Consider the following 11,872-nt stretch of genomic DNA (forward strand, 5'->3'; position numbering starts at 1 on the left):
CCCCGGTTTCCCAGGGGGCGGGACGACGGCGGTCCCCGCGAGGGACACGGGCCGGGTCAGGACCGGGCCCATGTCCGGGCGTTCAGAGGTCCGGGAGCCGCTCCGGAGGTCCTGTACGCCGACAACCACCAATGTGCCGCAGGCGTGTTAAGCGGGTGCTGCGCGGACGTGTCGCGCTCGTACCACTTCCGCGAAGTTCGCCCCACGCCGCACCGCTCGCGGCGCGGGGCACTCCCGGCGGCTACTGCCCCTGCTGCTCCGCGAGGAAGGCCAGCAGGTCCTGACGGCTCACCACACCGGTCGGCTTGCCCTCGACCAGGACGATCGCCGCGTCGGCCCTGCCGAGCACCGACATCAGGTCGGCGACCGGTTCGCCGGAGCCGACCTGCGGCAGCGGGTCCGACATGTGCTTCTCCAGCGGGTCACCGAGCGAGGCGCGCTGCGCGAACAGGGCGTCCAGGAGCTCGCGTTCGACGACGGAGCCGATGACCTCCGCGGCCATCACGTCCGGGTGGCCGGCGCCCGGCTTGACGATGGGCATCTGCGAGACGCCGTACTCCCGCAGTACGTCGATGGCCTCGCCGACCGTCTCCTCCGGGTGCATGTGGACGAGTGAGGGCAGCTCGCCACCCTCCTTGCGGCGCAGTACGTCACCGACGCGAGGCGCGTCGCCCGCCTGCTCCAGGAACCCGTAGTCGTTCATCCACTCGTCGCTGAAGATCTTGCTCATGTAGCCGCGCCCGGAGTCGGGCAGCAGCACGACCACGACGTCGTCGGGTCCGAGCCGCTCCGCGACGCGCAGCGCGGCCACGACGGCCATCCCGCAGGAGCCGCCGACGAGCAGTCCTTCCTCCTTCGCGAGCCGCCGCGTCATCTGGAAGGAGTCCTTGTCGGACACCGCGATGATCTCGTCGGTCACGTTGCGGTCGTACGCGGTCGGCCAGAAGTCCTCGCCGACACCCTCGACGAGGTAGGGCCGCCCGGAGCCGCCGGAGTACACGGACCCCTCGGGGTCGGCGCCGACGATCGTCACGCCGCCCTCGGAGATCTCCTTCAGATATCCGCCCGTCCCGGAGATGGTGCCGCCGGTCCCGATGCCCGCCACGAAATGGGTGATCTTCCCTTCCGTCTGCTCCCACAGCTCAGGGCCGGTGGAGTGGTAGTGGGAAAGGGGATTGTTCGGGTTGCTGTACTGGTCGGGCTTCCAGGCGCCGGGCGTCTCGCGCACGAGGCGGTCGGAGACGTTGTAGTACGAGTCCGGGTGCTCGGGGTCGACCGCGGTGGGGCAGACGACCACGTCGGCGCCGTACGCCCGCAGGACGTTGATCTTGTCGAGCGACACCTTGTCCGGGCAGACGAAGATGCACTTGTAGCCCTTCTGCTGGGCCACGATGGCGAGCCCGACCCCGGTGTTGCCCGAGGTCGGCTCGACGATGGTGCCGCCGGGCTTCAGCTCGCCGCTCTGCTCGGCGGCCTCGATCATGCGCAGCGCGATGCGGTCCTTCACGGAACCGCCGGGGTTGAAGTACTCGACCTTGGCCAGGACGGTCGCCTGAATGCCCGTGGTCACGTTGTTGAGCCTCACCAGCGGGGTGTTGCCGACGAGACTGATCATCGAGTCGTGGAATTGCACCGTTGTCTCCGGGCTGCGATGTAGTGCGACGAATGGGTGCCGTCAGCCTAAGGGTCCCGTTCAGTCGTTCACCTCCGCTTGCGATTGGCCGACCGTCCTTACGGGGCAATGAGTTGATGTAGGGCGGTACGAGGAGGTGGCTGCAGGGCATGTCGAGGGCGAGGGTGGCGCGGCGGATCGCGGCGGGCGCGGCTTACGGCGGCGGAGGTATCGGGCTGCTCGGAGCGGCAGCCGTGGGAGTGGTCCTCGCGGAGGTCCAGCTGGCGAAGCGGTCCGTCGGGAACAGCGGGGAGCATCCGGCTCCCCCGCGGGCGGACGGGCGGTACGGCTGGGGTTACGCGGACCGGCAGGACGGGGCGGAGCCCTTGCGGTTCGCCATGCTCGGCGATTCGACGGCGGCGGGGCAGGGTGTGTACCGGGCCAGGCAGACCCCCGCCGCGCTGCTCGCGGCGGGGCTCGCGGCGGTGGCCGAGCGGCCGGTGGAGCTGCGGAACGTGGCGCTGCCGGGGGCCCAGTCGGACGACCTCGACCGCCAGGTGACGCTGCTCCTCTCCGACCTCTCGTCGTGGGTGCCGGACGTCTGCGTCATCATGATCGGCGCGAACGACGTGACGCACCGGATGCCGGCGACGCGGTCCGTGCGCCTGCTGTCGTCGGCGGTGCGGAGGCTGCGGACGGCGGGCGCGGAGGTGGTGGTCGGGACCTGTCCCGACCTGGGGACGGTGGAGAACGTCTACCAGCCCCTGCGCTGGATGGCGCGCCGGGTCTCACGCCAGCTGGCCGCGGCGCAGACGATCGGGGTGGTGGAGCAGGGGGGCCGCACGGTCTCGCTCGGGGACCTGCTGGGCCCCGAGTTCCTGGCGAACCCGCGGGAGCTGTTCGGTCCCGACAACTACCACCCCTCCGCGGAGGGGTACGCGACCGCTGCGATGGCGGTGCTGCCGACGCTGTGCGCCGCGCTGGGCCTGTGGCCGGAGGAGGAGCGCCCCGACGTCTCCCGCCGGGAGGGTTTCCTGCCGGTGGCCCGTGCGGCGGCGCAGGCCGCGGCGGAGGGCGGCACGGAGGTCGCCGCCGCGATGCCCACGGGCCCACGAGGCCCCTGGGCCCTCATCAAACGCCGCCGACGCCGCCGAATCCACCACGCTCCGGACCCTTCTCCGCTGCCGCAGTAGCCCTGCGGGGGTCCCGGTCTGCCACCGGCCGGTGGGGCGCTGCGGGCCGCCCCACCTTGTCCCGCCGCTGCGCGGCGGATCTCTCCCTCCCACCCACCCGATCACCCGGCAGCGACCGGGCGGACGAGAGAAACGCCCGCCGGGCAACGGGGCGGGCATGGCTTCAATGCCGGGTGAACGGGTGGGTGGGTGGGGGAAAGCCGCCGCGCAGCGGTGGGCTGGAGTGGTGGTGCAGCGGCGGGCCGGCGTAGGCACCGGTCAAGGCGCCCACGCCAGGCTGAGCAAGCGCTTAGAAAAATGCGGTCCGCATCACAGTCCCCGCCCGATGACCTATAGCGATACGTGCAGGTAACTTCCCAAGGAGTCCTGCCCCCTCGCCACAGGAGCACCGTGATGCCCGAAGCCGTGATCGTCTCCGCAGCCCGCACCCCGATCGGCCGCGCCTTCAAGGGCTCCCTGAAGGATCTGCGTCCCGACGACCTGACCGCCACGATCATCGAGGCCGCCCTCGCCAAGGTCCCCGAGCTGGACCCGAAGCTCATCGACGACCTGATGCTCGGCTGTGGTCTGCCCGGCGGCGAGCAGGGGCACAACCTCGGCCGCATCGTCGCCGTACAGATGGGCATGGACCACCTGCCGGGCTGCACCATCACCCGGTACTGCTCCTCCTCCCTGCAGACCTCCCGCATGGCCCTGCACGCCATCAAGGCCGGGGAGGGCGACGTCTTCATCTCCGCCGGCGTGGAGATGGTCTCCCGCAGCATCAAGGGGTCGAGCGACGGACTCCCCAACACCCACAACCCCCTCTTCGCCGACGCCGAGGCCCGTACCGAGGCCGTGTCCAAGACCGAGGGCTCCACCTGGCACGACCCGCGCGAGGACGGCCTGATCCCGGACGCCTACATCGCGATGGGGCAGACCGCCGAGAACCTGGCCCGCGCCAAGGGCGTCACCCGCAAGGACATGGACGAGTTCGGCGTCCGCTCGCAGAACCTCGCCGAGGAAGCCATCAAGAACGGCTTCTGGGAGAGGGAGATCACCCCGGTGACGACCCCTGACGGCACCGTCGTCAGCAAGGACGACGGGCCCCGCGCCGGCGTCACCCTCGAAGGTGTCGAGGGCCTCAAGCCCGTCTTCCGCCCCGACGGTCTCGTCACCGCCGGCAATTGCTGCCCGCTCAACGACGGCGCCGCCGCCCTCGTGATCATGAGCGACACCAAGGCCCGCGAGCTCGGCCTGACCCCGCTGGCCCGCATCGTCTCCACCGGCGTCACCGGCCTCTCCCCCGAGATCATGGGCCTCGGCCCGGTCGAGGCGTCGAAGCAGGCCCTCAAGCGCGCCGGCCTCACCGTCGACGACATCGACCTCTTCGAGATCAACGAGGCCTTCGCCGCCCAGGTGATCCCCTCCTACCGCGACCTGGACATCCCGCTGGACAAGCTGAACGTCAACGGCGGCGCCATCGCGGTGGGCCACCCCTTCGGCATGACCGGCGCCCGCATCACCGGCACCCTCATCAACAGCCTCCAGTTCCACGACAAGCAGTTCGGTCTGGAGACGATGTGCGTCGGCGGCGGCCAGGGCATGGCCATGGTCATCGAGCGCCTCAGCTGACCCTCTGGTCCCCGCGTATCCCTCACGTCTCCATTGATTCGTGACTCAATCTCCCCCAGGATGTGACCTATCTCCTGGGGGAGATACATATGCCCAGCTCAGAGCCCATCTGTGGATAAAGACCGGGCCGAAAGACCTGTCCATTTCGTGACGTAATGCACTGACAGGTGGATCGTGCAGGCTTCAAGCTGATGTAGGAAGTCGGGGGTCGACTTGAAACCGGGAGTACGTCAGTGAGCGCTCTGCCTCTTGCCTTGCTGCTCTCCACGGCCGCTGCCACGGCCGTGGGTGCCGCCGCCCTGCACGCCGTGCACGGGCTGCGGAAGCAGCTTGCCGAAATCACCGCCCTGCGCACCGAGCTGGCCCAGAGCCACTCGGCGACCGCGCACGCCACCGTGCCCGCCGCCCGCACCACGCCGGACACCGACGAGATACGCACGGCCGTCGCCGAGGCCCTCGCCGAGGAACGGGAGCGCGAGCTGGCCGAGGCGCGGGCCTTCTGGGCCGCCCAGGAAGCCCGTGACGCCTCGGACGCGCCCTCCCTGCTGAGCGGCCTGCCCGGCCTCTCCGACATGGCCGACGAGCTGTTCCTGCCCCGCCAGGCGGACCTCGCAGGGCTCGAGTCGGACAGCCTGGAGCCGGTCATCGAGCCGTACGCGGACCCGGTCGACGAGTTCGCGAGCGACTCCCCCGAGCTGGCCGCGGCCCGCCGCCGCCACCCCTCGCACCCGGACTTCGTGCCGGTCCAGTCGCCCGTCAACGGCGACCACGAGCGCACCGTCGCCTGTCTTGAGGAACTGGCCGACGCCCGCACGGCCCTCGCCGACGTCCGTCCGGGCCCGCTCGGCACGCTGGACGTCTACGTCTTCGCCGACGGCACGACGCTCTGCATGACGCCGGGCCACCGCGAGACCGCGGAACTGCTCGCCGACGCCCTGCGCGACGGCCACACCCCGGTCCTGCTCGGCGGCTCCGGAGTCTCCGGCGCCTACGCACTGACCTTCGAGTGCGGCACCGAGAACGTCTACATCCTCGCCGACCGCGTCATCGCGTCGGTCTGAGCCCCGGTCCGGCCGAAGCGGCCCCGGCCCACCGCCGGGGTCACACCCCGGCGCGCTTCTGCGCCTTCTCCACGAGCGTCAGCGCCTCCGCGAGCTGACCCTCGTTCTCCAGCACAAGGGCCAGATCCCGCCCCGCCACCGTGATCTGGTCGGCCGCCGCGAACATCCCGGCGTCCGGCATCTCCCGCGGCTCCGCGTCCGGCACCTCGATCCGCTGCGCCCACACCGCCAGTTCCCTGGCCAGAGCGAGCGCCTCGGTCGCCGCCCCCCGCTGCAGGCGGCTCTGCGGGGCGGCCCGCAAGCGGTCGGCGAATTGGTCCACTGCGGCCGTCAAAGGCGTCGTATCAAGCACCCGGCGACCTTATGCGCCTGGGCGGGACTGTTGCCAACGCCCCGGCGCTCAGGCACGGTGGCGTGAAGGACGGAACACATCGCGACGCGTCCGGAGGCGCCGATGTCACAAGTCTTCTCCGAGGAGACCCACCGCAACCTGATCGCCCGAATCCCCCACTGCACCGGTCGTGAGATCTCCGACTGGATCCGCGCCGTGGACGAAGGCCCTTCTCTCTTCCGCTTCGAGGAGAAGGTCAGCTGGCTCCGCGCGGAGCACAACCTGGCTTATGGGCACGCCAAGGCAATCATTCACGAGTACGACTTGCGCCGGGCCGCGCGCAAGCTGCTCTGACTCCCCCTGTCCCCCTCACACACAACGGCGAAGGGCCCCGCGGAACATGCGTTCCGCGGGGCCCTCCGTTGCGTCAGGAGCGTCAGTCGTTGCCCTGCAGGATGGCGATCAGACGCAGGAACTCGAGGTAGATCCAGACGAGCGTCATCGTCAGACCGAACGCCGCGAGCCAGGCCTCTTCCTTCGGCGCGCCGTACGCGATGCCGTCCTCGACCTGCTTGAAGTCCAGGGCCAGGAAGCACGCGCCGAGCAGGATGCCGACGATGCCGAAGACGATGCCGAGGCCGCCGCTGCGGAAGCCGAGGCCGTCACCGCCGCCGAAGACCATGAACAGCAGGTTCACGGCGGTAAGGAGCAGGAAGCCCATCGCCGCGGCCATCACGAAGCCGTAGAAGCGACGGTTGACGCGGATCCAGCCCGCCTTGTAGGCGATCAGGACACCGGCGAAGACGGCCATCGTGCCGAGCACGGCCTGCATGGCCGCGCCGTCCGCGATGCGGTTGTCGACGACGCTGGAGACGACACCGAGGAAGACACCTTCCAGGGCGGCGTACGCCAGGATCAGCGCGGGCGATGCCTTGCGCTTGAACGCCTGCACCAGGCCGAGCACCATCGCGACGAGGCCCGCGCCGATCGCGATGCCGTACGACTTGCTGATGTTGGCGTCGTCCACCGGCAGCAGTGCCCAGGCGAGGGCGGCCGTCACCAGGAGCGTGCCGAGCGTGGTGGCCGTACGCAGGACGACGTCGTCCATCGTCATGCGGCCTGCGGTGGTTACGGGCGCCTGGGGGGCGCCGTGCTGCAGGTCCTGCTGGGCGTACGGATTGGTCGCGTACGGGTTGGTGGGCGCCTGCTGGCCGGCACCCGCGTACGGGTTGCCCTGCTGGGTCTGTGTCCCGACGGCGGGTCCCCCGGCCTGCGGCTGCGTGCCGAAGCCCGCGTAGCCGTTGTCGCGGCTGAACCCCCGTCGCGAGAAGACCGGGTTACTGCTCCTCATTTCACTCCTCCATGGCCACCGTGTGTGGCTTTGGCTCAAGAGTAATGCGTAGGCAAAAGGAAGACCCTAGTGCTTGGGGAGGATCTTTCCCTCCTTGTGACCAAGAACGTTCGGCCCAGTGCTCCCTGTTCCCGGTGAGACGGGCCGTACTCCCTCGTCGGCCGGGGTGCGGCGGCTGCGCCGGACGAGTGGCACCAGCGAGATCGCGACGGCTCCGAGCACGGCGGCCACGGCGAACGTCGTGAATCCGAGGGACGCGTTTCCGCCGGAGACGACGGCGCCTCCCAGCCACGGTCCGACGACCGCGCCGGTACGCCCGACGCCGGTGATCCAGCCGAGACCGGTGGCGCGCTGGGCGGGGGTGTAGACGGACGGTGCGGAGGCGTAGACCATCACCTGCGCCGAGAAGAGCCAGATGCCCGTGACGAAGACGACTCCGTACGCGACACCGAGCGGCAGCTCCGCCTTGAGCAGGAAGGTGCCGCAGGCGGTGAGCAGGAACCAGATCGCGGAGATCCGCACGGCGCCGAACTTGTCGGCCATCCGTCCCGCGACCAGCATGCCGACGATGCCGCCCGCGTTGATCACCATGAGGAAGGTGACGGAGGAGGAGAGGGAGTAGCCGGAGGCGCGCATCAGCTCGGGGAGCCAGGTGGAGACCCCGTAGACGAGGAGCAGACCGGCGAAGGAGGCGAGCCACAGGAGCGGGGTCGCGAACCGCTGCCCCTGGCCGAAGAGCGAGGCGACGGCGGCGAAGCGGCCCTTGGCGCCCGCCTCGGGGGCTTCGGCGGGTGTCGGGGACGGCAGGAGGTACCGGGCGGCGACGGCTTCCGCCTCGCTCGTGCGGCCCTTGGCGAGCAGGACGCCGGGCGATTCGGGCAGCCACTTCAGTACGAGGGGGATGGCGACGGCCGCGGGGATCACGCCCGCCCAGAAGACGACGCGCCAGCCGTGGTCGGGCCCGAGCCAGAGCCCGAGGCCCGTGGCCGCCATGCCGCCCGCGTGGTACGAGGTCATCATCAGGCCGGTGGCGAGCGCGGCCCTGCGCGGCGGCGCGAACTCGGCGACGATCGCGAGGCTGATCGGCATCAGACCGCCGAGCCCGAGCCCGGCGATGAAACGGCCGCCTCCGAAGACGGCGGCGGTGGGAGCGAGCGCGCAGACCGCGGAGCCCAGGGAGAACAGCGCGACGCTGCCCGTCACCATCGGCTTGCGGCCGATCCAGTCGGTGAGCGTGCCGCAGCCGAGGGCGCCGATCAGCATGCCGAAGGTGGTCCAGGAGCCGATGGTGCCGGCGGTCGACGTGGTGAAGCCGAAGTCCTTGTCGTCGATGAGGTGCGGCATCACGGCGCCGTAGATGTTGACGTCCATGCCGTCGAAGAAGACGACGAGCCAGCACAGGGCTATGACGGGGGCGACGGATCTGAAGGTCCGCTGGGGCGCGGCACCTCGGGGAGCGGTCACGGGGCTCTCACTTCTTTGTGGGACCTGGTGGGGACGGGGGCGGGGCTCAGCTGAGGGGGAATCCGGTGTAGCTCTCGGCGAGGTCGGCTTCGGCCGAGCGCGACGAGGTGATGCGGTCCAGCTGGGCGAGCTGGATGCGGTCGTCGAAGGGGGTGGCTTCGGGAGCGCGGTGCAGCATCGTGGTCATGGCGTACGAGAAGCGCTCGGCCTGCCAGACGCGGCGCAGGCAGGTCGCGGAGTACGCCTCCAGGCGGGCGTCGGAGCCCGTCTCGCGGAGTTCGACGAGTGCGCGGGCGAAGGTCACGACGTCGCCGACGGCGAGGTTGAGGCCCTTGGCACCGGTGGGCGGGACGATGTGGGCGGCGTCCCCCGCGAGGAAGACGCGTCCGTGCCGCATGGGCTCGTGGACGTGGCTGCGCATGGGGGTGACGGACTTGGCGGTGATGGGGCCGCGCTTCAGGGCCCACTCCGGGTCGTCGGTCTCCAGGCGGCGGTCGAGCTCGTCCCAGATCTCCTCGTCGCCCCAGTCGGCGGGGTCCGTGCCCGCGGGGACCTGGAGGTACGCGCGCGTGACGGTCGGCGAGCGCATGGAGAGCAGGGCGAAGCCCCGGTCGTGGCGGGCGTAGACCAGTTCGTCGTGCGAGGGCGGCACGTCGGCGAGGATGCCGAGCCAGCCGAAGGGGTACGTCCGCTCGAAGACGCGGGAGACATCGGCGGGCACGGCCTTGCGGGCCACGCCCCAGGAGCCGTCGCAGCCCACCACGTAGTCGCACTCGAGGACGTCCTCGCGGCCCTGGTGACGGAAGCGGACGCGCGGGTTCTCGGTCGCGGCGTCCTCCACGGCGAGCGCCTCCGCCTCGAACAGGAGCGGGCCCCCGGCGGCGAGCTGGAGCGCTATGAGGTCCTTGCAGACCTCGGTCTGGGCGTAGACCATCACGGACCGGCCGCCGGTCAGCGCGGGGAAGTCGACGCGGTGCCTGCGGCGGTCGAAGCGCAGCTCGATGCCGTCGTGCGGGATGCCCTCGCGGTCCATGCGGGCGGCGGCGCCCGCCTCGCGCAGGACGTCGACGGTGCCCTGTTCCAGGATTCCGGCGCGCTGGCGCTGCTCGACGTAGGCGCGGTCCCGGGTCTCCAGGACGACGGAATCGATGCCCGCGTTGTGCAGCAGGCGGGCGAGGAGCAGGCCCGCCGGTCCGGCTCCGATGATTCCGACGGTGGTGCGCATCGGCCGACCCCTCCACTTGTTCGACAACTGCCGCTTGTTCGTCTGGTGAACTTTCGTTCATAATGTGCTGACGGGAGTCTCCGACCGGACCCGGTGGCTGTCAACGGTTGCGGGACCCCCTTTTTCCACCCGAGCGAGGAGCGGCGTCATGCCGGAAGAGTCCGTACGCCCCCTTCAGCGCGGTCTCGCGGTGCTTCGTGCCCTCGCGGTCGCCGAACAGGTCAGGGCGGGCGACCTCGTGCGCGCGACCGGCCTGGCCCGCTCGACGGTCGACCGGGTCGTGGCGACCCTGGTCCGCCTCGGGCACGTACGCGAGCACGGCCAGGAGCTCCACCTCACGCCCCGCCTGATGGAACTCGGCAACGCCTACCTGGCGGCGAGCGGGCTGAGCGGCGAGGTCGCGGCGCGCACCGCCCGGCTCGCGGACGAGCTGGACGAGTCGGTGTCCCTCGCGGTGCCGGACGGCGACGGCGTCCGCTTCGTCACGCAGGCCGCGCGGCGCCGCGCGATGTCGGTGGCCTTCCGCATCGGCGATCTGCTCCCCGCCGAACGCTGCGCGCCGGGCGCGCTGTTCGCCGCCGAGTGGGACGAGGCGGCGTGGGCGGCGTGGCGGGCACGCGTGGCCGCCGACCCCGGGGGTCGCGCCTTCCCCGCGCTGCCGCCAGGACCCGCGTCCCCGCCGCCGGACCTCGCGGAACGGGTGGAGCGCTCGCGCGAGACGGGCTGGGCCCTGGACGACCAGCTGATCGAGCCGGGCCTGATCGCGACGGCGGTCCCGGTGCGCGACGCGGCGGGCCGCCCGCGGTACGCCCTGTCCGCGGTGAGCCACACCAGCAGGCACACGGCGCGGGGCCTGGCGGAGCTCGTGCTGCCACGCCTGCGCGAGGAGGCGGCGTACCTGGAGTCCCTGCCGGCGGCCGTACCTCCGTACGCGGAAGGGGAGTTGACGCCCGATCAGCCGCTGGACACGGCCGACGCCAAGGCCGAACTCGGCCCCGGTTTCCTCCAGTCGCTCGCCCGCGGCCTCGCCGTCCTGCGCGCCCTCGGCCCGGCCCGCGGCGAGGGCCTGCCGCTCACCGCGATCGCCGCCGCCACGGGCCTGCCACGAGCCACCGCACGCCGCTGCCTGCACACGCTGGAACTGGAGGGGTACGCGGCGCACGACGGCCGCCTGTACCGCCCGCTCCCCCGCGTCCTGGAACTCGGCTACGCCCGCCTGTCCCGCCTGGGCTTCGCCGACATCGCGGAGCCGCACCTGCGCCAACTGGCGGGCCGCGTGCACCAGTCGGCGTCGGTGACGGTGCTGGACGGCACGGACATCCTGTACGTGGCACGCGCGGCGACGGTCCGCGTCATGAGCGTCTCCATCACGCTCGGCACGCGCTTCCCCGCCTACCCCACGGCCATGGGCCGGGTGCTGCTCGCCGGGCTGCCCCCGCAGGAGCGCGCACGCCTCCTGAAGGCCGACCCGCCCCGGCCCCTCACCCACCGCACGGTCACCGACCCGGCGGCCCTGCACGCCGTCCTCGACCGCGCCGCGGCCGACGGCCGCGCCACCGCGGACGAGGAACTGGAGGAGGGCCTGCGCTCGGTCGCCGTACCGATCAAGAACGCGGAGGGTGACGTGATCGCCGCCCTGAACGTGGCGCAGCACGCGGGGACCGCGCCGCTGGAGGAGACCGTCCGGGCGCTGCTCCCCGCACTGCGCGAGACGGCGGCGGCGATGGAGGCGGACCTGCACACGGCGGCACGCTTCAACGGCGGGCTGATGCCTTGGCGCACGTACCCGCCGAGAAGTGGCGAAGGTGCCCGGAGCCGGACTTGAACCGGCACGCCCGCTAGGGGCAGCGAGGTTTAAGCTCGCCGTGTCTGCATTCCACCATCCGGGCAGGCCATGGGCTCCGCATCAAGTGATTCGACCCTATCGGGAGGCGTCCCCCGAACAGCGGAACAACAGCCCGATGTTGTCTTATTTTATTGACGTCTGAGGGTGCATCAGCCACCGGTACGGCCCATCGGTA

The 11,872-nt window shown here is 71.3% G+C and carries 10 protein-coding genes and 1 tRNA gene; 5 read left to right on the top strand and 6 right to left on the bottom strand.

The features are described from left to right. Positions 1–241 precede the first annotated feature (241 nt). Entirely contained in the window at positions 242–1,633 is a 1,392-nt protein-coding gene (locus tag AB0M70_RS19555; RefSeq protein ID WP_365821216.1) for a cystathionine beta-synthase, read from the bottom strand. Between the two features lie 164 nt (positions 1,634–1,797). On the opposite strand from AB0M70_RS19555, the gene AB0M70_RS19560 reads away from it, so the two are divergent. From AB0M70_RS19560 to AB0M70_RS19570, 3 genes are all read left to right on the top strand, one after another. Beyond that, positions 1,798–2,805: an SGNH/GDSL hydrolase family protein gene (locus tag AB0M70_RS19560; RefSeq protein WP_365821548.1), complete on the top strand. Its 1,008-nt coding sequence runs from the start codon at positions 1,798–1,800 to the stop codon at positions 2,803–2,805. A 393-nt stretch (positions 2,806–3,198) separates the two neighbouring features. Then, the gene (locus tag AB0M70_RS19565) at positions 3,199–4,419 is read left to right on the top strand and encodes an acetyl-CoA C-acetyltransferase (protein WP_365821217.1); all 1,221 of its coding nucleotides are present in this window, start codon (positions 3,199–3,201) and stop codon (positions 4,417–4,419) included. A 233-nt stretch (positions 4,420–4,652) separates the two neighbouring features. Beyond that, on the top strand, positions 4,653–5,480 hold the full coding sequence (locus tag AB0M70_RS19570) for a hypothetical protein (RefSeq protein ID WP_365821218.1): 828 nt from the start codon (positions 4,653–4,655) through the stop codon (positions 5,478–5,480). A 40-nt stretch (positions 5,481–5,520) separates the two neighbouring features. Here AB0M70_RS19570 and AB0M70_RS19575 read toward each other — a convergent pair whose 3' ends face one another. Next, positions 5,521–5,832: a hypothetical protein gene (locus AB0M70_RS19575; protein ID WP_365821219.1), complete on the bottom strand. Its 312-nt coding sequence runs from the start codon at positions 5,830–5,832 to the stop codon at positions 5,521–5,523. Positions 5,833–5,934: 102 nt separating this feature from the next. Between AB0M70_RS19575 and AB0M70_RS19580 the strand changes: the two genes are divergently transcribed. Next, positions 5,935–6,165, top strand: a complete 231-nt coding sequence (locus AB0M70_RS19580; RefSeq protein ID WP_361832622.1) for a DUF4287 domain-containing protein — start codon at positions 5,935–5,937, stop codon at positions 6,163–6,165. Between the two features lie 82 nt (positions 6,166–6,247). Here the strand turns inward: AB0M70_RS19580 and AB0M70_RS19585 are convergent, their stop codons facing one another. From AB0M70_RS19585 to AB0M70_RS19595, 3 genes are all read right to left on the bottom strand, one after another. Further along, positions 6,248–7,162 carry a Bax inhibitor-1/YccA family protein gene (locus AB0M70_RS19585; protein WP_365821220.1) on the bottom strand — a complete coding sequence of 305 codons (915 nt, stop codon included), beginning with the start codon at positions 7,160–7,162 and terminating at the stop codon, positions 6,248–6,250. A 66-nt stretch (positions 7,163–7,228) separates the two neighbouring features. Continuing rightward, complete coding sequence (locus tag AB0M70_RS19590; RefSeq protein ID WP_365821221.1) at positions 7,229–8,626, bottom strand: aromatic acid/H+ symport family MFS transporter; 1,398 nt, start codon at positions 8,624–8,626, stop codon at positions 7,229–7,231. 46 nt (positions 8,627–8,672) lie between these two features. Beyond that, the gene (locus AB0M70_RS19595; protein ID WP_365821222.1) at positions 8,673–9,851 is read right to left on the bottom strand and encodes a 4-hydroxybenzoate 3-monooxygenase; all 1,179 of its coding nucleotides are present in this window, start codon (positions 9,849–9,851) and stop codon (positions 8,673–8,675) included. 148 nt (positions 9,852–9,999) lie between these two features. Between AB0M70_RS19595 and AB0M70_RS19600 the strand changes: the two genes are divergently transcribed. Then, on the top strand, positions 10,000–11,676 hold the full coding sequence (locus tag AB0M70_RS19600) for an IclR family transcriptional regulator C-terminal domain-containing protein (RefSeq protein ID WP_365821223.1): 1,677 nt from the start codon (positions 10,000–10,002) through the stop codon (positions 11,674–11,676). Here the strand turns inward: AB0M70_RS19600 and AB0M70_RS19605 are convergent. Then, a tRNA-Leu gene (locus AB0M70_RS19605) sits at positions 11,658–11,740 on the bottom strand. The genes AB0M70_RS19600 and AB0M70_RS19605 overlap by 19 nt on opposite strands. Positions 11,741–11,872 lie beyond the last annotated feature (132 nt).

Source organism: Streptomyces sp. NPDC051214, assembly GCF_040682375.1.
Classification (GTDB): domain Bacteria; phylum Actinomycetota; class Actinomycetes; order Streptomycetales; family Streptomycetaceae; genus Streptomyces.

What these genes read in the sequence shown, in the direction of transcription:
- AB0M70_RS19595 (WP_365821222.1), bottom strand. Translation starts at nt 9,851, where the DNA reads ATGCGCACCACCGTCGGAATCATCGGAGCCGGACCGGCGGGCCTGCTC.
- AB0M70_RS19565 (WP_365821217.1), top strand. Translation starts at nt 3,199, where the DNA reads ATGCCCGAAGCCGTGATCGTCTCCGCAGCCCGCACCCCGATCGGCCGC.
- AB0M70_RS19600 (WP_365821223.1), top strand. Translation starts at nt 10,000, where the DNA reads ATGCCGGAAGAGTCCGTACGCCCCCTTCAGCGCGGTCTCGCGGTGCTT.
- AB0M70_RS19580 (WP_361832622.1), top strand. Translation starts at nt 5,935, where the DNA reads ATGTCACAAGTCTTCTCCGAGGAGACCCACCGCAACCTGATCGCCCGA.
- AB0M70_RS19585 (WP_365821220.1), bottom strand. Translation starts at nt 7,162, where the DNA reads ATGAGGAGCAGTAACCCGGTCTTCTCGCGACGGGGGTTCAGCCGCGAC.